At 44.5% G+C, this 22864-nt stretch carries 16 protein-coding genes; 1 reads left to right on the top strand and 15 read right to left on the bottom strand.

Annotated features, from left to right (window positions below):
- Positions 1-29: 29 nt before the first annotated feature.
- From H1230_RS28840 to H1230_RS28900, 13 genes are all read right to left on the bottom strand, one after another.
- The gene (locus tag H1230_RS28840) at positions 30-1796 is read right to left on the bottom strand and encodes a HEAT repeat domain-containing protein (protein ID WP_239713206.1); all 1767 of its coding nucleotides are present in this window, start codon (positions 1794-1796) and stop codon (positions 30-32) included.
- A 35-nt stretch (positions 1797-1831) separates the two neighbouring features.
- Positions 1832-3394, bottom strand: coding sequence for a hypothetical protein (locus H1230_RS28845; protein WP_239713207.1), 1563 nt, complete (start codon positions 3392-3394; stop codon positions 1832-1834).
- A 163-nt stretch (positions 3395-3557) separates the two neighbouring features.
- The gene (yaaA, locus tag H1230_RS28850) at positions 3558-4316 is read right to left on the bottom strand and encodes a peroxide stress protein YaaA (protein ID WP_239713208.1); all 759 of its coding nucleotides are present in this window, start codon (positions 4314-4316) and stop codon (positions 3558-3560) included.
- Positions 4317-4514: 198 nt separating this feature from the next.
- Positions 4515-4856 (bottom strand): cupin domain-containing protein, encoded by a 342-nt coding sequence (locus H1230_RS28855; RefSeq protein WP_239713209.1) that lies wholly within the window; start codon positions 4854-4856, stop codon positions 4515-4517.
- A gap of 314 nt (positions 4857-5170) precedes the next feature.
- Positions 5171-6337, bottom strand: a complete 1167-nt coding sequence (locus H1230_RS28860; RefSeq protein ID WP_239713210.1) for a DUF4317 domain-containing protein — start codon at positions 6335-6337, stop codon at positions 5171-5173.
- Positions 6338-6557: 220 nt separating this feature from the next.
- Positions 6558-7160 carry a class I SAM-dependent methyltransferase gene (locus tag H1230_RS28865; protein WP_239713211.1) on the bottom strand — a complete coding sequence of 201 codons (603 nt, stop codon included), beginning with the start codon at positions 7158-7160 and terminating at the stop codon, positions 6558-6560.
- A 39-nt stretch (positions 7161-7199) separates the two neighbouring features.
- Entirely contained in the window at positions 7200-7769 is a 570-nt protein-coding gene (locus H1230_RS28870; protein WP_239713212.1) for an SF0329 family protein, read from the bottom strand.
- Complete coding sequence (locus tag H1230_RS28875) at positions 7751-10831, bottom strand: EAL domain-containing protein (RefSeq protein WP_239713213.1); 3081 nt, start codon at positions 10829-10831, stop codon at positions 7751-7753. Before H1230_RS28875 ends, H1230_RS28870 begins: the two co-directional genes overlap by 19 nt.
- A 519-nt stretch (positions 10832-11350) precedes the next feature.
- Positions 11351-13801, bottom strand: a complete 2451-nt coding sequence (locus tag H1230_RS28880; RefSeq protein ID WP_239713214.1) for an InlB B-repeat-containing protein — start codon at positions 13799-13801, stop codon at positions 11351-11353.
- 1454 nt (positions 13802-15255) lie between these two features.
- A complete protein-coding gene (gene rlmD / locus H1230_RS28885) occupies positions 15256-16827 on the bottom strand; it encodes a 23S rRNA (uracil(1939)-C(5))-methyltransferase RlmD (RefSeq protein WP_239713215.1) in 1572 nt (523 codons plus the stop codon).
- Between the two features lie 44 nt (positions 16828-16871).
- Entirely contained in the window at positions 16872-17762 is an 891-nt protein-coding gene (locus H1230_RS28890; protein WP_239713216.1) for a diacylglycerol kinase, read from the bottom strand.
- 202 nt (positions 17763-17964) lie between these two features.
- Positions 17965-18735, bottom strand: coding sequence for a sirohydrochlorin chelatase (locus H1230_RS28895; protein WP_239713217.1), 771 nt, complete (start codon positions 18733-18735; stop codon positions 17965-17967).
- 3 nt (positions 18736-18738) lie between these two features.
- Positions 18739-19029, bottom strand: a complete 291-nt coding sequence (locus tag H1230_RS28900) for a YerC/YecD family TrpR-related protein (RefSeq protein ID WP_154121874.1) — start codon at positions 19027-19029, stop codon at positions 18739-18741.
- A 435-nt stretch (positions 19030-19464) separates the two neighbouring features.
- Here H1230_RS28900 and H1230_RS28905 point away from each other — a divergent pair, with 435 nt between their 5' ends.
- Positions 19465-20025 (top strand): tyrosine protein kinase, encoded by a 561-nt coding sequence (locus H1230_RS28905; protein ID WP_239713218.1) that lies wholly within the window; start codon positions 19465-19467, stop codon positions 20023-20025.
- Between the two features lie 140 nt (positions 20026-20165).
- On the opposite strand, the gene corA is transcribed toward H1230_RS28905, so the two are convergent.
- Positions 20166-21125, bottom strand: a complete 960-nt coding sequence (corA, locus tag H1230_RS28910; protein WP_239713219.1) for a magnesium/cobalt transporter CorA — start codon at positions 21123-21125, stop codon at positions 20166-20168.
- A 181-nt stretch (positions 21126-21306) separates the two neighbouring features.
- Positions 21307-22599, bottom strand: a complete 1293-nt coding sequence (gene ltrA / locus H1230_RS28915; protein ID WP_239713220.1) for a group II intron reverse transcriptase/maturase — start codon at positions 22597-22599, stop codon at positions 21307-21309.
- Positions 22600-22864: the final 265 nt, after the last annotated feature.

Consider the following 22864-nt stretch of genomic DNA (forward strand, 5'->3'; position numbering starts at 1 on the left):
GCCTCCATATCCCCAAATTTTCATAGAGATTAATCTATCGCTGTCCAGATATTTAGCGCACGCGAGCGGATCATAATATTCGTGTGATTTCTATATAATCTCAAACGGTCTGCACACTCCGGACTCCACAATAGAGCACTTCCAGCCACTTCCAGCAAAGAAAGCCCAAGAAACTGAGATTCGTAGCCCCTTTCAGACCCGAGCCTATCTACAATTTCTAATAGGGTTTCCGGTTGCCAATACCCTGTGCTGTCTTTTAAATTATGCGCAACCTGCTTATAAGCATCGCCTAGAAGATATGGTTGAGATGAAATACAATTCATCATTTTATTTAGATAAACGGCTGTTCCCTCGGCGTTATTCCAATCAATTACTGCTATATACAATTTCATCACTACTTGCTGCAAAGTCTCATCGGTAGCCAGACTATCGATCAGGTTCAGATACAAAGGTATAAGATTCATACGTGTGTACCGGGGCAATGACGTCAGTCTGTCTGCAAATTTCAGGAGGCGCTGCAAGTGAGGTACATCTCTCTTAGTATTGGCATTCCACTCCTCATTGATTGGAGCACTAGCCAACTCTTTAAATACAGCAGTCACCACCTCATTGACCTTGCCGTCGCGGCAGGTTTCAGTGAGCGTGTTCATGGCAGCATTCCATCTGGTGCTGTCTTCCAAATTCGTAATAGCCTTTGCCGTAGCAGTGGCAATGGCTTCTTCATTGCCGTTTGTCCACTGCATCATACAACTGAAAGCATGTCTGCCAACATCCGCATCAGGATGACTGGAAATTTCGATAATTAATGCTAAATAGCGCGGTCTATAGTCTAGCGGAAGTTCATTAGGCCGCTCAGACAATAAACTTTGTGCGATATCACTTTGTGAATAAGAAGCCATGGAACTTAACATATCCCACCCGCGTTCATCATCCAGAAGCTGTCTCGCCGCATGTCCTATGGCAATGATTACATCCTTGTGTACGTTTGTTTTTCCGAACTCGTTCATCAATAGCGGAAGGCTGTCACTGCTTCTATAAGCTCCTAGTAACCGGACAACCTCTTTCCTGACAGTGATCCGCAGCTTGTCCCGATTTAACAGCTCTTTGAGCATTGAAGTCAACAGCAATGGATTCACTCTTCTGATGCATCGAGGTATCGAGTACATAGCTACACGGGCTCTGTCTCCATCCAGATGCTCCAGCAGAACGGGAAGTGCTCGCCCCGGTTCTTCCGTGAGTGAAAGGGCATGAAGTGCAGCTTCTACTACAGCTACTTCCTTATCCTGGATAAGCTCCAGCAGCTTATCCGGACCAAGGTCAGGCATATTTGCCATGATCTTAATAACTCTTGCGCGCTCCGCAAGGCTGCGCTTGGCATCGAATGCTATTTTTTCTAATAAGGAGCTTAGAGCTTGTTGCTGACGTGGCAGCCAACGGTTAAACCCGTCTGCAGCCGGCACTAGATAGATCGTTTTGCCCGATAGGAATCTGCCCTTAATAACAGTACCCGCAATAAACGGATCCAACCATTCCTGACGCTTCCGATGCAGATGCAGGAACACTTCATAGATTGTAATGAACGATTTATCCAACGCCAGTAATTCTTTAACTCTTTCATCCCGTGTGGTGTGAGGAGCAAGCCAATGTCTGGCCGCCCGTACAGCTATAGAATCTGTTTTGGCCCTTGTTGCTTCCCTTAACAGATTTTGAAGCTTTGTGATGCCGTAACCTCTTTTGCCGAATGAATTAGCCAGGCTAATTACCAGATTGTAGTCTTCTCTTTGGGTGGCCTGCATAACTAATGGATAGATCGTGTCGAAGATAATCTCTGCTATCCCCGGGGGATATTCTCCTCTAAGGATGGCAGGGACAGCTGTCCATTCTGCTTGGCCAGTTTCTGGATCGTGTTCAAGGAGAACTTGAAGAGCTCACTGTGTGGATGCAAGGCATTATGCCGTAGAATTGCAAATGCTAGGTGCTGAACGGCAAACTTTGTAGAATGCGAAGAATCTCTGGCATCAATAACACTGTCTACAAGCAAAGTAAGTTCTTGCAGATTCGTATCCGTAAACACAGATGCAGGACTATCCGAAAGCTCTATAAACACTGCACCTCGAACAGGGTCTTGGTCATTTTTGATCCGGTCCAAGAACACTAGTGTCTCATCCATACCCTGTCTTGATAGAACCGTACTCTTAATCAGCTGCACAAGTACCATTGCGCGTTCGTCTGCGCTGGATGCACGTGTGGCTTGTTCGAGCTTCTCTCTTGAATGATGAATAGAACGGCAAGCCATAATTCTAATTGTTCTATCCCGATCATCACGAATTTCACGGAGGCCAAGCATCCTAGTGGCTTCCTTGTCACGTAATGCATGGGGTAATACATACAGTAATCTTTCCGGAAAAATGCGCTCTTGGCGTTTATCTTCTTCATACACCGCATCAAAAATCACTTTGCGATTAGAAGGCGCAATATGATGAAGCAATTTCGCTATATGTATAGGGTAATCTACGAGTAATTTGGCTAACTCGGTCCATTGATCTATAGATAAATATTTACTTCTTTTTAGAATGCCCTCAGGAATACCATGAGAGATCAGATCGCTGCGTGACTCCGCTCGTATCAGCAGTTGATACACCCTATCAGGATTTAGACGAACTAAAGTGCTAAGCTGTTTTTTTAACGCAGGATGTATGATGTCCATGGGTCCATGATTCATCGCACATTCTAGCATCAGATCTGACTTAAGATTGCATAGAATCTCCATAGCTGAAGAGAATCTCCACCATACATAGCCCTTTTCCCTGAGTGGTGTGCTTTCTAATGTCGTCTTGAAATACTCTGCAACCGCATCAAGGTGCCGGCCGGCTAATTTGTTCCAGTCTCGTATGGCATAGCTGATCTCCGCAAGCCACTGACTAACCGTGTCCTTAGAGCATGCCGGTAGTATAATGACGGCTTCCTCCGCTCCCCACCGGTCATACAGCAAAGGCAACAAACGCTCCGCCAGTTCTCGACGGTTTATATGTGAAACACTGCGTAACAGCTTGCGGCGGCAATCCTGTGATAAATCGGGGAGCTCACGTTCAATATCAGCATCTGAAGCCGTTTTAGCCAAAAGCCCTGCTGCCATATTTCGGATGCTTGCCAGGGGATGGCGCAGCGCTGACACAACAACATTAGCATCTTGTGTTACATCAGCACCGGTTAATGCAAGACGTGCTTCATAAGCACCATCCTCCAGCAATAAAGACAGCAATCCCGAATACTCGGTTGATCCCCTATGATCATGGCCCAGAATCGCTACTTTTTTTATTCGGTCCGAATATCCCAGTGAATCTAGTTCTTTAAGCAGGCTCTTTTTGTCCATTGGATCTTTTTTGATAATCATAAGTCCCCTCCTTCACCTGTTCTTCTCTCATTCAAGCTTTATTCTCCACATCACGATTCATCCCCTTTAATAAATCTATAATTCCACACCGGGATAGGGTGCCGACAAAAAAAGGTAACCCGGATGTAGTTACTTCACCACTTTCCAGGTTACCCGTAATGCATTACTCTATTTTTCCGCGTTTTTGTATAAACACATAGGTACTCTCATCCGACAGCTCTTCAACAAAGCTGTGATCCATTCCGTCAAAGCGTTTGATATCCTCCACGCAGCTAATCTGCCGCTCGGCCATGAAGCGTACCATTTCACCTCTGGCCATCTTGACCTGTGTCCCTTTCTCAACTACCTTGCCGCCGATCTCCTGCCCGAATACAACACTAACCATTCGAACATTCCCGTCCAAATAGGGGGAGATGCACTTGCTGTATTCCTTGGAGGCCAGATTCAGAATGCAGTCGCTCTCCGAGCACAGCTGATCCGCCAGCTTCCTGTTCCAGAACTCATAGAGGGAACCGAAGCCCGGCCCGGCCAGCTTAGCCTGCATCTCCAGTCTGTACGGAACAACCCCATCGAATGGCCGGACGATCCCATAGAACCCGGACAATATCCGCAAATGCTGCTGAAGATACTCCAGTTCGTCCGTTTGAAACACACCAGGCGCCATGTACTGGTATTGAATACCCTCGTAGGCGAAGATGGCCGGCGTCAACTTGCGGGTTAAATCCATATTCCGAATCCGCTCCACATTCAGCGCGGTGATGGCATCATTGCATTTCCATAGCGCTTTTGCTTCTTCATCATTCAGCTTCTTCAATAAGGCCAGAAGAGTCTCAGACTCGCTTAGGAATTGCGGTATCTGGCGGTAATCCAGGAAATCCGTATCCGTCTTCATCTTCTTGGCAGGCGATATAATAATTCTCATGCTGCTCCCTTTTCTTGCCCCCGCGGGGAAATTAAATGTAACCTTATCCTATCACAACTTCACACTTATAGGCTCTGGGTAAGTTATGAGCTTCTGGAGTAGGGTTCATTATTGTTCATACATATTTTTATGAAATTAGGAGTTTCCCTGAATTCCGCTCGGTTATTTGGAAGTTACTCTACACCAACAGTTAAGGAGTTAAAGGAAATCTGCACGTGCTGGTGTAAAAGCGTCCAGCAGGATGGCATCATCCTCCAGTGGGATGCAGCCATGGAGAACATTGGATGGAAAATGAATGCTGTCGCCCGCTTTGACAATTTGTACATCTTTTGTTTCACCATTATCGATCATAAACTGAAAGCTGCCCTGTATTACATAAGTAACCTGCTCATGTACATGCTTGTGCAGTGGGATTTCCCCTTCCCCAGCTTTCGCAAACATCACTTTGGCATACATAATCTGAGCGCTGTGGGCCAGCACTTTCCGGGTTGTATTGCTATCTACTGTGTCGACTTGAATATCTTGGTCTTTAAAAAACATGAATCCTTCCTCCTAAAAATTTTGTCAGCGTCACTTCACTGCGTTACTTCGTACATAACTCGCTTCGTAAGCATATGCTTACTTGTTATGGAGCTTAGCTTCTTATGATCCATAGAACATTAATATAATTTTACTAAATCGATTTAGTTATAGCTATCTAATGATTCCGTTCAATTTCCGAAGCCACCGTTGCTTGCAGCACCGCCTCAAATAACTCCAATGAAAAATTGTGGCTAATGCATAAAAAATAGCCCTCTCCGTCTATCAGACAGATTGGGCTGATTCAGCTTGAATTACTATTTTCGGCTCCGAGACTATAACGTCTCTGTACTAAGCGTAAATCCTTCAATTACCGCGTCTTCGTCAATCTCAATCAGAATGCAGCGTTTCCCTTGATAATTCACCTGCTTCACATACTTCAGATCCTGTGGGCTGATCGATATCGAGGCTACCTTTGTATCGATCTTGATCGATTTCGAAGTGAATTTAGGCATCACGCTGCTCGCCTTCATCTCATAGTGCTTATCGTCGACGATCTTTTCAAACGCGCGTTCCACCTTTTCCATCGTCACGTTCTCTACGCCGCTCACTTTCAGCACGCGTTCCACATCCCGGTAATCGAGCTTCGGGGGTTCTTCCTCATCCTCGTTGGTTTCGATGACCTGATGGATTTCCTCGTACACCTGTGCGAGGATGCCTGCGTCGAGTTGTTCGCCCGTTATTTCCTTCACGATATCTTCGAAGATGGATCTCTCTTCCAGTGCCGTCACGGATCTCTCTGCATTCAAGACCTGCTCGATGAAATGCGGGTTCGGATCATTCGCTCTCCCCGTGCAATACAGAATTCGGTTCACATCGGAATAGTTGTCCGTCACACTTGGATAAAAGAACCCTTGCTCCGGCGTACTTAACTTAATGATCGGATCAACCATGACATTGTATTTAAACTCTCTCTCCACATAATCGAACAAGAGCGTTTTCCGTTGCTGCTCCGTGGAATTCACGCTGCACAGAATGAACGGATGCGCGAACATCTCGTTCTTCTCACTCTCTTCGGCTTCGTCATTCCTGCCCTTGGTCGGCCGGGAGTATTGTCCGCGAACGAACGTGACTACCATATCCTTTTCATACTTGGCATCCACTAACATTTTGTCTACGAGCATCAGCATCAGGTCCTGCCATTCGTCTGGATCACCTGTCACTAGACCTTGGTGAAGCATCACCTGCGAAGGCTCCTCCGCTTCCTCCAGAAACTTCAACTCGAACAGCTTCTGATCCAGTTCGCCGGTCAGCAGTTTTCGGAAATTGCCCATGTAGAGTTCCTGCTTCTCTCTGTCCAGCATGGCAAACGGCTGCCGCTCACAATGATAGACCTCGTTGGTTTCCTTCATAATATACACATTGAGAATGTCGTACAGATTCAACAAATCGTGATCCATTTTAAATTGCTTTCGTATATGTGCGGCTTCTTTCTTTATCATAGTTCGTGACACAGCTCCTAGGAAGTAAAGTAGTTTTATCAGTATAAACGATATAAAAACCCTTCGCCAGAAGGGTTTTATTGTTATTTCTGTTTAGTTCCGTTTTAAACTAGGCACGCCTAACCCTTTGTAGATGACAACATATTAAATAAGATGTAAATCACTCTCCTTACGGAGAGCACCAAGCAAAAACAAAAACTTTTTTCACTAACGGCAGTAATTATTTGTGAGAATCAAGAATAAACATAGAGGCATCTTGTCCCATGAATATTTTACTTCCAGTATAAATCGTTGTAGATTTAATATTCGTGTACCCAATTCCCCTCATAATGTCTGCCAGCTTTTCTTGATCAAATCCGTTATGAACCCTATCTGAAACTATCTCTTCATTCTTATCAAAATCAACAATCAGTAAATGTCCACCTTCATTAAGAACATCATATAATCTGGATAAGAGTAACTCAACATCATCAATATGAAGTAGAACCTGAGCCATAAAAATATAGTCAGCATGAATATCCGATTGGTTCTCTTTTTCAAAATCAAAGCATAATGTCTCTGCATTCTGAGTATTAAGATCAGAGATTTTTTGCTTTATTTGGCTAATCATATTTGGAGAGGTATCCAGAAACAGCATAGAATTAAATTCACTCAGCAGATTCATACCAACAAGTCCGGTTCCACACCCAAAATCAATAGCAGACTTACTCTTAGCATCCACCAAATATTCCCGAATGGCATCTGATGATATCTTTGCGATGTGGATTCTTTCAGAATTGTCATAGCTATTGGCTATCATTTCGAACTTATCCGTATTTCCCATTATGATTCCTCCATTCCGCCTTGTCATCTAAAACCTCATTCATAACGTACTACGCCGTAGTTCATAAAAAAACTGCACAATCGGATGCTTTATCTTCATCTTTTCGGTCATGTTTAAAATCCGCTTTTTTCCAACTCGTCTATCCACCAAAGCTAGAATATTCAATAAGATCTCATTGCTCTCTAAGCTTTCCTCTATAGAAATGGCTAAAAACTTATTAGCTATAACGATAAAATCCGATTTACTTAATGAGGACTGTGCACTCAAAAGCTCTTTTGCATATGCTGATATTTTTCTGCTTCTTGCAATGATTTGTAGACGATCCTCTGGAATTACTCCCTTGGTATCTTTTCTAACCTCTTCAATTTCTTCATTGCTAATCGGGATTTGGATATCTGGATCATTCTTGATTTCCAGCTCCGTCTGATACCATTTGACTAAGGTAGTTGTATCAATCATATTGAGTACATTCTTTTTATCTACCGCAATATAACAAATCCCTGTTTTATCAGGTAAATAACGGTAGCCAGTTGCACGGTACTGGACCCTTCCGTATAACGCAGGACAGAGAAAACTCTCTAGCTGTTGCTTCAATTTGCTCCAGGACATGTACCCTCCAAAATCGCCTCTATTTCTGACGCAGGCATAGGTTTATAAAAGAAATACCCTTGAATCTCATCACACATATATTTATTGAAAAATTCAAACTGAGATTCTGTTTCAACCCCTTCGGCAATCACATTAAGGTTTAAATTTTTAGCTAATTGAATGATAGTCTTTGCTATAGCTTCATCTTTGTTACCTGTTGAAATGCCCCGTACAAACTGCATGTCAATTTTGATTCGATCTACAGGCAATGACTTTAATCTGCTTAAAGAAGAATAACCTGATCCGAAATCATCAACTGAAATGGTCACTCCTAGCTCCTTCAGTTCATGAAGCACATGGACAATATAGTCATCTCCATCAGCCGCAGCGCTTTCAGTTATTTCCAATTCAAGATATTTCGATTCCAAACCAGTTTCACTAAGTGTTCTGTCAATAATGCTGAGTAGATTCCGATCTTGGAACTGTACAACGGATAGATTCACTGCCATTCGTATAGGCGGTAGCCCCAGAACCTGCCACTCCTTATTCTGTCGGCATGCTGTCTCGAGAACCCATTGGCCAATGCGGATGATCAGTCCGGTTTGCTCTGCCAAAGGAATAAATGTAGCCGGTGAAATCATCCCTAAATCCGGATGATTCCAACGGATCAAAGCTTCAAGACCCACGATTTCTTTTGTTAATACACTAACCTGTGGCTGATAGTAGAGCACTAATTCATTTCTTTCCAATGCCCTATACAGACTGTTTGTCAGTTGCGTTTTTTTCAACACTTCTTCTTTCATGGCTAGTGAGCATACGGTGTACTGATTCTTCCCCTTTTCTTTCGAAGCATACATCGCCAGATCGGCATTTTTAATCAACTCTTCTGTACTTTCGCCATCTGCAGGATATACTGCAATACCCGCACTGGCCGTAATGAAAAATTCCTGGCCTTTGACAATCACGGGCAGAGCAATCGCTCTCATGATCTTTTCAGCAATCTTTCTAATGTCTTCTAATCGATTAATTTCAGTAAGCTTTATCAAAAATTCATCTCCACCAAAACGCGAAACCGTATCATGTTGTCGCAAACACCCAGATAGCCTACATGCCACCTGTATTAGCATCTCATCTCCACCAAGATGGCCTATGGTGTCATTGACTGATTTAAAAGAATCCAGATCAATGAAAAGAACAGCAATGAGATTATCGGTTCCCCTAGATGATTGGATCGACTGTTCCAACTGTTTCTTAAACAAGGTGTAATTTGGAAAGCCTGTCAAATCGTCATAAAACGCCATATAGCCGATTTCTTTTTCGGCTTCCACCTTTACCAGCGCATCTGACAATAAATTGGCCAGTATTCTCAGCAACTCCTGATGATTTTCCCCCAACGTCCTTGCCACCTTGACTGATGCTAAGAACAAAAGACCCAGGATTTTCCCTTTATTTCTTACAGTAATGGAGATCAGCGACTTCATCTTATGATCTTTGAACATTTCTTTTTCTGCTCCAGCTTCTGGTGGCAGCATTTCCACGTCTGTTATATTGACCACGTCAGTGTTTAATCTCTCGTTCATCCACCAGGGGAATCTTTCTCCGGTCAACTTTGGAATGATATCAATCCCGGATTCAACGCCTTCATTGCACCATTCATAAGTTTTTTGATGTTCAGTTAAACTAATGAAAAAAGTTCGATCTACTTGAAAGTGCTCTCCACTCAGCTCTAACAACTTATTAATTTTTTCATCCAAGTCTAATTCTGTAACCTTAACAAAGTCACCAGAAATTTGAGAAATCATCTTCTGAAACCTGATTTGAACTTCATTTTCTTCAAGACGTTGGATGTATACCCGGTTGACAAAATAGGCCAGCCAAAGGGTTATACTTAAAATACCAATCCTAGCAAGATAATCGGAACCATCAACCGGGACCATTGCTTTCGGCACTCTCACCCAAATATATATTTGGGTAGCTAGAATTGAAACGCCTACCCAAAAAATCATAAACCGTTTATTGAAAAGAACCGACAGCATCACAATAATAAAGGGTGCCGCCCATACCGTGATACTTGCAGAATCAATAAAGTTAATCGCGATCAGAAGGATGGATACTAACATAATAAAAATAAATAAGAATTCTTTGAGATCTGCATTCATTGGTAGAAATTTAATGATTAGTAATACTGCTCCTATAATAAAAAAGAAAAAACTAAATAATAAAACAGAGTTGAAATTGGGAAGTTTTTGATTGAAAAAATACTGTGCTGTAAAATTCAACATCCCTCCAATGATATACACAAAAGACATGATATTAATGAATTTATCCATGTTGACTTCACTTAATATCTTCCCTGGTTCAGCTCTATCACTTTTTTCTTGACCCATTAATCCATACCGTTTAATGGCATAAAAAATAGCTGTTGTGGGTAAAAGCACAATCACAGGTGCCATTTGAGGAACTGTAAACGATGTATATGTATTCACAATCACATCTGTCATGGATCCCAATATCATGGCTATGCTATATGAGGATATAAAGAGATAGGCCTGCTTTTTCTTTACGGGGTCTTTCGACTTTTTTCCCCAATTCCAGAGTACCACCAACCCCGCAAGGGTAAAAAAAACATAATATAGGTTAAAATACAGATCGCCCCAGCTGTTCGCCGAAACATTAACCCAGCCCATCGCAGTATTAATCAGCTTGTACTGTCCCTTTGCTATATCACTATAACCAAAAGCAAAAACGTTCACTACCGCTGGAAAATACAATAGCACATAAAGCCATTTGTTTTTCAGAATTTTGTTCTTCTCTGTCAAAATAAGAAAAAAATGCAGTAGTAAACTATATACGGTTCCCCAACCCAATGAAGTCAATCTGCGCCAAAATAAAGCAGTCTCATAATCCTGTGCCGAATTGGCAATAGAAAAACAAAATGCCCATATCGAAAGTGATAGACAGGCTGCAAAAAAGAGTCGGTTTAACATGCTTTTAGGATTGATGGATATGATGTATATTCCCAAAATAAAATAGATGGCAAAAGCAATAAAAAAAACTAAAGAAAAAACATATGATAATGACATTATTGAGTCCCCCATTCCCCGCCGCTGAGTATGCTTGTCAGAGAGAAGTCTTAATTATTACGACTATACATACATTTCGGCAAAATATGAATTTCTATTAACACCAATTGTTTGGTTTAATAATACTTAAAAATGCAAATGGGGACGTAATTAAAGCTTACGTCCCCATTTCGTCCCTAACCTACCCTTTCACTACTCACAAACCCTTTGTTCAGCATGAATAAACTCTTGCTAAAAAAGAGGAAAAGACTGATGGACATAAAATATAAATTCACAATACATGTAAAAAACACTTCATTTTGATTGGGTGAAGCAGATAAGTATTGGAATGGAAAAATCACAAATGTTTTCTTGCCCTGCATGCAGCTGTCTGAGAATCGAAAACGGTCGTTCGCGCTTACGTTTTGGTGTGTATGTTAGCATGGTTGGCCGTAGTTGTCAGCAAATAAAAAGGAAAACACTAAAAATGCGGTAAGTACTGAATTAACAGTACCTACCGTATTTAAGTAACTTGAACGACTACTCTATATCTAACGAAAGACCAAGACTGATATTTAGCATACGTAAAACCATGAGTAACGACTCAAATCTCGTAGCACTAGCATTTGGTTTGAATGAACCATCCATTGCACCTTCTACAATACCCATATCAGATAACGTATCAATCTCAGCCTCTGCCCAGTGACCCGCAACATCATTGAACTTAGCACTTTTTACTAAAGTAGTATTGATTACTTTTGAAAGCATAGCCACTATTTCCGCTCTGGAGATCGTTTGATTCGGTTTAAATGTTCCATCCATGTAACCCTTTATTATCCCGTTTGATTCTAATATAGCAATTGCATCTGCCGCCCAATGGCCTTTGGTATCCTTAAAACTGGAATCACCTTCTGACTTTAAACCCAGTACTTTAACTAATATTGTCGCAAACTCTGCTCTAGTTATCGTAGAATTTGCATGAAATGAAGCATCCGCATACCCCTTAACGATCCCAAGTTTAGTTGCTAACTCAATTGCTTTAGCTGTTGGGGAATCTTTGGGCACATCCTTAAATGTTACTGCAGTTGCGTAGATTGTTTTTTCTACTAGAGCCTTAATTACATCGATATTTACCTTCTCGTTGTAGAATGGCTTAAGAGTTGGTGTTGGTACAGGCGTAGGTATTACAGTTGCTGCAGGCGTTGCAGTTGGAACTGTTGGTGGTGTTGAACCGCCACCGCCATTGTTGGATGAGTTATTAAGCGTCCATTTCGCATACAACGTCGTATTGCCAATCACCTTTTCTGTGGCAAAGTCCCACGTATTCGTTAGAGCGGATTCCTTATACCAGCCCCCAAAGCTGTAATTTGCTTTCGTTGGTGGAATTGGTGCAGTGATCGCAGTGTTATAGTCAGCGTTCACATTCGCTATTGCGCTGCCTCCGTCTACTTCAAAGCTGACTGCGTAGTTAATTGGCGCCCACTTTGCATACAACGTCGTATTGCCAATCACCTTTTCTGTGGCAAAGTCCCACGTATTCGTTAGAGCGGATTCCTTATACCAGCCCCCAAAGCTGTAATTTGCTTTCGTTGGTGGAATTGGTGCAGTGATCGCAGTGTTATAGTCAGCGTTCACATTCGCTATTGCGCTGCCTCCGTCTACTTCAAAGCTGACTGCGTAGTTAATTGGCGCCCACTTTGCATACAACGTCGTATTGCCAATCACCTTTTCTGTGGCAAAGTCCCACGTATTCGTTAAAGCGGATTCCTTATACCAGCCCCCAAAGCTGTAATTCGCTTTCGTTGGTGCCGTTGGTGCAGTGATCGCAGTGTTATAGTCAGCGTTCACATTCGCTATTGCGCTGCCTCCGTCTACTTCAAAGCTGACTGCGTAGTTAATTGGTGCCCACTTTGCATACAACGTTTGATCCGCTGTAATGACGTTTGTTGCAAAGTCAAATAGTACTGTCAGATGGGTGTCGGTGTACCACCCTCCAAACGTGTAGTACGTCTTGCTAGGAGCGGATGGCAATTTAGCATGACCGTTTTCGAACACAGTCTGAGCATCTACTGTCGACCCCTCACCACTATCAAAGCTTACTGTATATACACTCAACAGTTTTTTAATTTTGTTATGATCAGTATCAGCCACATACACTGTGCCGTCACTACTTACAGACACACCACGCGGGTAACTAAATCCCCCCGATCCAGTGATGTCTTCCCATATACTGCTTCCGCTCAGCAGTTTTTTAATTTGGTGATTAACAGTATCAGCCACATATACTATGCCGTCACTGCTTACTGACACACCATACGGATAATTAAATCCCCCCGATCCAGTGATGTCCTCCCATGTACTGCCTCCACTTGGCAGTTTTTTAATTTGATGATTATAAGTATCAGCCACATACACTGTGCCGTCACTGCTTACTGACACACCACGCGGATAGAAAAATCCTCCCGATCCGGTGATGTCTTCCCATGTACTGCTTCCGCTCGGCAGTTTTTTAATTTGATGATTATAAGTATCAGTCACATACACTGTGCCGTCACTGCTTACTGACACACCCACCGAATAGGAAAATCCTCCCGATCCGGTGATGTCTTCCCATGTACTGCTTCCGCTCGGCAGTTTTTTAATTTTCTGATTATTAGTATCAGTCACATACACTGTGCCGTCACTGCTTACTGCCACACCACACGGATAATTAAATCCCCCCAATCCGGTAATGTCTTCCCATGTACTGCTTCCGCTCGGTAGTTTTTTAATTCTATCACTATCAGCATCAGCCACATATACTGTGCCGTCACTGCTTACTGCCACTCCCGCCGGAGAGTTAAATCCTCCCGTGATATCAAACCAAGCTTTGGATGCTGGTGTTGCATAGGCAGTTCCCACTCCTATAAAGATCTGGATCATCAGAAGGAAAACCAGTACGAAACTCATCAGTACTGCGGTTATTCTCTTCCTGGTGTGTACGTTTTTCATATTTTTCAACGCCTCTCCTAATTCAAATATTTTTGTTTCTGCTGTCAATTAATACTTAAATCCAAGTCATATTTGTAATCATATTAGTAGGACTATCTATATAACCAAATAACCCCATATAGATGCTTGATTTAAAACCGTTGTCGTCCATATTTCCACGAGTAAGCGATTCAACTTTTCACAATATGTTTCAAAATAGATTTCGCGATATCTCTACACGTGCCACTCACACATATTGATTTCTCCCCCAAGCGCAATCAGTCCCAACATTATTCAACCTACCACCATCAATATCACTGAGATGATGGAACCTCCTTCTTTCACCCATGATAAGCATTCCATTTCCTCATTCAATTTTATCTTCCTACTCCTAACTAAGACCAGTATAGCAAACCCCAATGACAACAGAATGACAACCTTGGACAGAATAAAAGCCCTCGGGAAAGGCCCTCTGACCTACCTCAGTAACGGTTTAATAACAGGAAGAATACAAAAGGATGAATCAAAAGAATGGTTAGTGAAGAAAGTAAGTGAAATGAAGAAAAATGAGGTTTTTGGGAGATTACTCAAAAGTGGCTTGTTTCAATGAAACATTTTGTACCTGGGAAAAAGAAAAGCCGAGCGAGAAACTTATTTTGATGGATGATGAACTTTGAAGGATTACAAACATGAATTTGAGTAGACAATTTGTCTAAGGAATATACCCTTTTCTCTTGTGCGTGATACTATGTGAATTTAGATTTAAATTCAGGATTCCTTCCCCCTACTCCCTTTTTCTCCAAAGAAAAAAAGAGGAAATACTTTTCTCCTTTTTTTGTCCCTACTATGTTCAAAATGAATAAACCCCTGCTACAAAACAGCCCTCAAACCCGCATTCCGCAGTTGCCCGAATAAATAAACTCTTGCTACAGACACAGGAAAAGGCTTAAAATTCGCAGCTCCCTCCTCCTCCTGTTCCAATCGCCCAAACCCACGTCCAGCAAGGCATCTCAGCCTTTCTCTCGCCTTTTTCTTCTCTATGTCAAATAGCTAACCATCTGCCGTCAGAGCAGGAGAAAACATAGGTGAAGTGCTGGGGTTAGGAAGAATTAATCAGAGTAATTGATCGATTAAAAAATCCGAGGAAACACATGAGATAAGCTTAAAAGCTGGAGGAAAAGATTCGAGGAAAATATGGAGAATGCAGGTGTGGCAAGGGATTCCAGAGGCTAAGCAAGTAAAAAAAGAGAGAGGAAAAAGGTATGAGAAGAAAGGATTTGGGTGATGAGGCGGGGGGTGGGCTGAGTAAAAGAAAGATAAAAAACCGAGCGAAATACAGGAGGAAATCCTGAAAATCGGTCGGCTCTGCGGAATCGTATGGATCTGGGTTTACACCGTGCTCCATTTAGCGATTTGATGGTTTTATTACGACTTTATTCGATTTTTAGCACGAGTTTATTTGTAATAGCAGGGGTTTATTTGTTGGCTACAACATTCCTCACCAACAACGCCACCGACTCCACATGCACCGTCCACGGGAACATATCCACCGGCGTCACCTCGACGGTTCTGTATCCGCCATCCTCCAACACCCGTAAGTCCCTTGCGAGGGTGGATGGATTACAAGATACATACACCACCCGCTCCGGCTTCATCGCTAGAATGGTCTCTAATAGCCGCGGGTCGCAGCCCTTGCGAGGCGGGTCTACCACGATTACATCGGCTGTGATCCCCTGCTCTTTCCAGTTCGGGATTACATCCTCTGATGCTCCTACCTCGAATACTACGTTACTCATGCCGTTTAACAAGGCATTAGCGCGGGCATCTTCAATCGCTTCTGGCACGATCTCCACACCGTAGACCTGCTTGGCATGCTGCGCTAGGAATAACGAAATTGTACCAATCCCACAATAAGCATCGATTACCGTTTCATTACCTGTAAGTCCCGCATACTCTACGGTTTTGCCGTAAAGGACCTCGGTCTGAGGCGGATTCACTTGGTAGAAAGATCGGGCGGAAATAGCGAATTTCACGTCGCCTATATAGTCATAGATTACATCGTTATCCCAAAGGGTACGTGTAAGGTCTCCAAAGATTACGTTCGTCTGCCCAGTATTCACGTTCTGGCAGATGCTTGTTACAGCCGGGAGTGCACGGCGAATTTCTGCGATCCATTCGTCAGTGTGCGGCATACGGTCACCGTTTGTGACGAGTACAATCATCATTTCACCGGTGCGGAAGGCGACCTTCACCACAACATGGCGCAGCAGGCCTTTGCCGGATTCTTCGTCGTAAGCTGAGATTCCGAGCTTGCGGCCGATGGCTTTCACTTGGCGAAGAACGTCATCATTACTCTCATGCTGAATGAGACAGGTCTTCATATCTATGATCCGGTGACTACCTCGGGCATAGAATCCGCCGACTAAGCCGTCTTCGCTGGCGCCAATTGGCACTTGGGCCTTGTTGCGGTAACGCCAAGGCTCAGTCATGCCGAGCGTAGGCCGGACAAGAATGCCAGTCTGAGCCACCTGTTCTCCCGAAGCAAGTGAAGTTCCAGAATGCAGTGGAGTCTCCACTACGTTCGCCGTCTCCGAAGCATTCCCCGTGCTGCCGTTAGCCTCTTGCCGACTACCAACCAGCGTTTCTGCAACGGTCAGCTTGCCGATCCGCTGCAGGTTGTCCACCACCAGTTGGCGTTTCCACGCCAGTTGGGCAGAATAGTCCATATGCTGCAGCTGGCAGCCGCCGCACTGGTCATAGATCTCGCAGGGCGGCGCGATGCGGTCGCCACTTGCTTCTACTATTTGCAACAGCTTGGCGTAGCCGTACTGCTTCTTCGTCTTGAGCACCTTGGCCCGGACCTTTTCACCGGGCAGGGCACCATGCACAAAAAGAGTATAGCCTTCAACGCGGCCTACCCCTTCGCCTTCGTGAGTCATGCCGATAATATCGAGCATAACCTCGTCATTCTTATTTACAGGCAGTCCGGCTACAGGCGCCGTGCTCTCCCGGCGGCTGGTGCTGCGGCTACTGCGGTGTTTACTCATTATTTAAAGTTCACTTCTTTCATTATCTTCATTAGTAATGGTACTTAATTATTCTGGGCAAAAACCTGCAAATGATGCGGAAGAACCTGGAAGTAACCAGGCAGAGTGCCGCCTAACTCACCATCCAGGTTCAACTGAACTGGCCCTGGAGAAGTAACTTCCATCGCATCGGTGCGGAAATGGATTACTTTTTTATCCTTTAAATGCTTGCCACTCAGGGCCAGCCTAACTAAACGGATGAACTCGGGAAGAGTACATTTCTTGAGCGCAATAACATCGAATAGTCCATCATCGATACGAGCATCGGGAGCAAGCTTCTCAAATCCACCTACTGAATTCGTATTGGCGATTAGAAACAGCATGAACTCGCCATGAATCATCTCCTGCCCATTGGCACGGATCACTAGCTCCTGAGGAGATAAGCTGGCCATTTTCTCAATGCCTTTTAAATAATAGGCAAGCTGGCCCATCATTGTCTTCAGTCTGCTGGGTACTTCGTAGGTTAGCTCAGTCAGACTGCCACCACCAGCTATATTAATGAAGTAACGATCGTTGGCTTTGCCGAGGTCAATCATACGCATCTCATTGCGGAGAACTAGATCACAGGAATCCTCCCAGTTCTTTGGAATACCCATGGCCCGCGCGAAATCATTGGTTGTGCCGAGCGGCAATACGCCAAGTGGGGGAAGATTCGGCTTCTCCGCCATACCATTAATAACCTCATTCAATGTACCATCGCCACCAGCAGCTATAATCATATCGTAACCACGTTCTACCGCATCTGCAGCCGCTGCTGTGGCATCGCCCTCACCAGTTGTTGCATGGCAGGAGGCTTCAATACCGCCTATATCAAGCCGGTCCAGAATATCGGCGAGCCGCTTCTTCATTTCTTCCCGTCCAGAAGTGGGATTATATATCAATCTCGCAGTTTTCATTTACCGGAACGCCACCTGTTTTTATATTAGATAACCTAACTAATTATACTCAATTCAGTGCCCCACAATCAAATATCAGTGAATTGCGTTGGCTTTACTATCCTAATTCGGTAGCATTAACTTTATGTGTATGCGGCAACCACCAGAATAAACACGGCGAAGTCGCTATCTTTTCTGAAGTTATGATGTTGCAGTAGGTGCTTCATCCTTCGATTAGCACCCGTTGCAGGAGTGTCTCAATTTGGTGTTCTATCCAATGCGGCAGCAGCGGATGTGGTAAAAGAGTCTGGCCGGAATACGCATAGGTCAGCCCTTTTAGTTTAGCGGGGATCACATTCTTAGTGAAATAGCCTTCACTCAAAAAAAGCGGAGCCACCAGTACATCATAGCCCTGCTCTTGCCAATACTCTACTCGGCTTCTAATATTGTCCGGATTCAACAGACCATAATCGGCAGCCGCGATTCCACTCACTTCACGCACGCGTTCCGCCAATGAAGAAATGCCCTGTTGCCAGCGTTGCCGGAAGCCTTTGTGCACACTGCCATGCCCTACAAGCAGAATCATCTCCCGCTCTGGTTCCTTGGACAGCTCGCGAATCTTATCCCAGATCATGAAGGCAATATCCGGGTCATCATCAACCGGATAGCCATAATGAACTCTCGCCTTTACCGTGAACCGTTCAAGATCTGTTTCTCGTTCAGGCTCAGGCTTTGCGCCGAGCGCATATTCTATTTCATCCACATGGGTACTGCCCGAAGAAACAAACAACGGGATCACTAGTATATCTGTGACCCCCGTTGTTTCCAGCTCATCTATTCCATCTTGAATCAAACGGCCTTCTACCAACTCCAAAAAAGAAACCGCCACGGGAATTTCTTCCCGCAGCGACAGACCGCTAACGGCTTCCTCAACGATCGAAACCCAAGTTTCGTCGCGGGAACCGTGACTGATAATAAGTACGCCCGGCTTCACAGATTATCGTCCCAGACGTTCTAGCGTTAGTTTATAACCGTCATTACCATAATTCAGGCAACGCTTCACACGTGAAATGGTCGCTGTGCTCGCTCCTGTTTCTGCTTCGATCTGGTTATAGGTGGAACCTTTACCCAGCATACGTGCTACTTCGAGCCGCTGCGAGAGTGATTGAATTTCGTTCACTGTGCATAAATCATCAAAGAAGACATAACATTCTTCCATATTTTTCAATGTCAAGACGGCTTCGAATAATTGGTCAATACTTCTATCGTCTAGCTTTTTCAGCTGCATAGTATTCATCCCCTAAAAGTATTGTCAGCATTAGCTACCCATAATTAAGCTTCGTACAAAACGGACCCACGAAACATAAACTTAATGTGACTATCTTGCCTTAACTATATTGTACTGGAGTGCTTTTTTCAAGCATTAACGGTTTCACGCTGTAATGAGTGAAAATCACGGACAACCGTCCACCACAGGCGTACAAAAAAGATATGTAATCTAATTCCATTCTTCTATTTGTGGTCCATTTGCCGACTTTCCTATAGTACTACATAAGCACTGAAAATCAAGTATAGACACGCTTTCTTCACTTCCGGTAGCACTATGGGCAACCGCCCTTTTCCGCACCTATCCCGATAAACCGGGCATTCGTCTATACCTTATGTTCGCCCATGACATACAGTAAAGTAAACCACTAACCCACTAACGAAGGAATGTGATATTATGCCTGATCATTACTACAATCATTCCCGCCGGGGCCATCGTTCGCTGGCCGAGCCGTTTAATACATCACCCTATCCCGGCATCAGTCCATACGTGCAGGCGCCAATCCCTGGGGAAACTGGAATATTCCCTGCTTATGGAGCAGGAGCTACCAGTACTGCACTGGCAGTACCTGAAGCAGCCGAAGCTGTAACCTCCAAAGCTGGCGGACTGCTTGGAAATCTTGGCGGACTCGGCAATCTCGCGAATATGGATCAGCTTAAAGGTTTTATCGACCGTATGGGCGGTATTGACGGAATCGTGAGCTCCATGGGCAAGGTACAAAAGGTGATGTCCGGCTTTCAGCAAATGGCGCCTATGGTCAAGCTCGTAATGGGCGGCTTCGGTAAAGGCGCAGCCGCGGGCGCATTGGCAGCAGGGGCTCTGGCAGCTGAAGAAGATGCAGCTCTGTATAAACCCAATCGCCGTAAAAAAAGACGCTCTACACCGCAGCGCCGCAAGTCTTCCCCGCCAAGTCGCCGGCGTTCCACTCCAACCTCTGGCAAGCGCCGCCGCAAATAAGCGGTGGCGTTTGCCAGATATACTTACGCTCCTCATTTCCTGCGTAAATGAATGCATAACAGCGTATGCCAGTTGGCATACGCTGTTATTTTTGCAGCAGCAGCTTGGGAATATTGCCTTTCAAGCCGCTTTCGAAACCCTTACTTAAACCAGCCGCTCCGCCGAAACCATCGAAACATGCCAGTACCTAACCCGAGCATTAGCAGTAGCACCCCAAAGTAACCATAATGCCAATCCAGCTCAGGCATCACTCTGAAGTTCATCCCATAAATCCCGGCAATAAGCGTCAGGGGCATGAATACCGTGGTAATCACAGTTAGTGTCTTCATTATGGAATTCATCCGGTTGGAATTGAGTGAGATGTAGCTATCACGCAGATCGGCAGTCATTTCACGGTCGACCTCGATCATATCCGTTAGCTTCAATAGATGGTCATAAATATCGCCAAAATAGATCCGTTCCTCACCATTGCTCTGAACATGCTGTGAATTGACAATCCGGTACATCAAGTCCCGCATCGGCACAATCGTCCGACGCAGCTTCAACAGCCGCCCACGTACATCGAATACCTGTCTCATCAGATCTTCCACCGACTGACTGCTGCCTCTGCTCTCCAGATCAGCCAACTCATCTTCAATGCTGTAGAGGCTTGGAAAATACTTATCTACCAGTTTATCCATCACTCTATAACCTGCAGCCATCGGCCCACCCGACCATCCTTTGCGGCTATGTATTTCACTTTTCACCTGTTCCCAGGCTTCATTCATCTCTGTTTTTTCCTGATGGTGGTAAGATACCAGGAATTTCTCACTCAGGAACAGGTCAATCTCTTCCGCCTCAAGCGTGCGGTCATTCAAGGCATGTAGGACGAAAAATTGCACATTCTCATAATAATCGAGCTTCGGACGCTGCAAAATATGCATACAATCTTCAATTGCCAAAGGATGAAAATGAAAATACTGGTCTAGCAGTAATGTCTCCTCTTCCGTAGGTGTAGAAAAGTCTGCCCAGATCCAGGCATACTTGTCCAGTTGGATATCCATCAGCGGCATTCCCAATAGAACCTCACCCTTATGTGTTACCGCCATAGTACGTATCATAAAATAGTTCCTCCGTTTTATCGTATCCCACACCTTCATTGTACCGCATGTCGCCTGTTCTTCCCAAATCAGCACCGAATCTAGAGTAAAGGGCTGGCCTGACCAGCCCCTCCTCATCAAACCGTACGTGAGGTTTTCCCTCATACGGCTTTCCGATGTTCGTCATTCATGGGCATACAGTTTACAATAGCGTTTTAAGTCCATACTGGACGGCAATATATCTAACCTCTTTCAGTGAACCCATCCATCTTCTACGTTGTCTTTTCTTGGCATACCACCGGGTTAATCGCTGCAAAATATACCAGTCCAACTTGGCTAATCTCTTTTGGCTGTAGTTCGTGTAGTAATAATTTCTCCATCCTTGGATCTTTGGATTGAGCCATTTCACCTGTTCCGCAAACGATTTCGAGCGCATGCTCGGGGGAGCCAATCTTTCTTTGACCACCTCTCGAATGCGTTCCTCTGCCTTTTTCGTTAGCCACTGTTGTGTGGTGTAGTACACCTTGCCTTGGGATGTTTCTGCTCTCGTTTTTCGGTGATGCATCCCCAAGAAGTCGAATCCTTCGTCTCCCGTCCATAATCCTACAATGCGGGTTTTGGTCGGGTGTAGGGTTAACTCCAAACGCTCCATGATTTTGCGTATGAGCTCATACGCATGTTCGGCGTCCTTTTTCGTTTTGCAAACCACTACAAAGTCGTCTGCATACCTCGTGAGTTCCCCTACTCCTTTCCCGTGTTTCTCCCACAATTGGTCGAAGTAATTTAGATAGATATTCGCAAGGAGCGGTGAAATCACGCCTCCTTGCGGAGTCCCTAAATCCGAGCGTCTTACCGTTCCTTCTTCCATAACTCCCGCTTGTAGCCACTTCCTCATTAATTTCAGTATCCGCCTGTCATTGATACGCATTTGCACCAATTTCATAAGCTTTTCTTGATTAATGTTGTCGAAGTAGCCTTGGATATCGACGTCGACTACCCAATTTCCTTTGCGGTTGCAGGCTTTACGAATACGTTCCAACGCCCCTTTAGCACTTCGTTTCGGGCGAAAACCGAAGGATACTTCCTCAAAGTCGGCTTCAAAGATGGGCTCAATTACTAGTTTGGTTGCCATCTGTAGGACTCGATCGCGCACAGTGGGTATACCTAATGGCCTTTGCTTGCCATCCTTCTTCGGGATATAGTGTCGCCGTACAGGTTGCGGATGGTAGTTGCCTTCTTTAAGCTCTCGCTCACAGGCCTTGAGAAACGGTATTTCTCCTTGTTCCTCAATATCTGCTAGCGTCACGGCATCTACTCCTGCGGCACCCTTATTGGCTTTCACTCGCTTCCACGCTTCGCACAGTACATCCCACCGATAGATCTTGTCATACAATGCATGGAATTTACGCTTTTTGTTCGCCTTGGCCGCATGACCTAGCTTTTCTTGGAGTTGTTGAACTTTTTCCTTGGGTGTCGTTAGCCGGTTGGCATTCACTCACTCGTACCTCCTCCAAAAGCATAAACAAAGCAGGGCTCCTTCCCTCCCTAAGGTTATGTTGTCCTTAGGTTCTTCGGTACTATGAGCCCCTCGGACTCCCTTCCCACAGACGGTTCACTTCGTCTTTTGGACTTATAGAGCGTCTCTTTACGGATTCCTAAAAAAAAAATTCGTGTGGGGGAGGGTCTCCCCAGTTCACTGCATTATCTTTCAAACCCATGCCGTTCCCTATACGCCGGAGGATTCTTCACTGCTGCTCCAA

Origin of the sequence: Paenibacillus sp. 19GGS1-52 (assembly GCF_022369515.1) — a bacterium.
GTDB lineage: Bacteria > Bacillota > Bacilli > Paenibacillales > Paenibacillaceae > Paenibacillus_AQ.

Bases quoted from the DNA above. Each gene is read 5' to 3' on its own strand.
- rlmD (WP_239713215.1), bottom strand. From the start codon at position 16,827: ATGAGTAAACACCGCAGTAGCCGCAGCACCAGCCGCCGGGAGAGCACG.
- H1230_RS28880 (WP_239713214.1), bottom strand. From the start codon at position 13,801: ATGAAAAACGTACACACCAGGAAGAGAATAACCGCAGTACTGATGAGT.
- H1230_RS28890 (WP_239713216.1), bottom strand. From the start codon at position 17,762: ATGAAAACTGCGAGATTGATATATAATCCCACTTCTGGACGGGAAGAA.
- H1230_RS28900 (WP_154121874.1), bottom strand. From the start codon at position 19,029: ATGCAGCTGAAAAAGCTAGACGATAGAAGTATTGACCAATTATTCGAA.
- corA (WP_239713219.1), bottom strand. From the start codon at position 21,125: ATGATACGTACTATGGCGGTAACACATAAGGGTGAGGTTCTATTGGGA.
- H1230_RS28905 (WP_239713218.1), top strand. From the start codon at position 19,465: ATGCCTGATCATTACTACAATCATTCCCGCCGGGGCCATCGTTCGCTG.
- yaaA (WP_239713208.1), bottom strand. From the start codon at position 4,316: ATGAGAATTATTATATCGCCTGCCAAGAAGATGAAGACGGATACGGAT.
- H1230_RS28875 (WP_239713213.1), bottom strand. From the start codon at position 10,831: ATGTCATTATCATATGTTTTTTCTTTAGTTTTTTTTATTGCTTTTGCC.
- H1230_RS28840 (WP_239713206.1), bottom strand. From the start codon at position 1,796: ATGCAGGCCACCCAAAGAGAAGACTACAATCTGGTAATTAGCCTGGCT.
- H1230_RS28860 (WP_239713210.1), bottom strand. From the start codon at position 6,337: ATGATAAAGAAAGAAGCCGCACATATACGAAAGCAATTTAAAATGGAT.
- H1230_RS28845 (WP_239713207.1), bottom strand. From the start codon at position 3,394: ATGATTATCAAAAAAGATCCAATGGACAAAAAGAGCCTGCTTAAAGAA.
- H1230_RS28870 (WP_239713212.1), bottom strand. From the start codon at position 7,769: ATGTCCTGGAGCAAATTGAAGCAACAGCTAGAGAGTTTTCTCTGTCCT.
- H1230_RS28855 (WP_239713209.1), bottom strand. From the start codon at position 4,856: ATGTTTTTTAAAGACCAAGATATTCAAGTCGACACAGTAGATAGCAAT.
- H1230_RS28865 (WP_239713211.1), bottom strand. From the start codon at position 7,160: ATGGGAAATACGGATAAGTTCGAAATGATAGCCAATAGCTATGACAAT.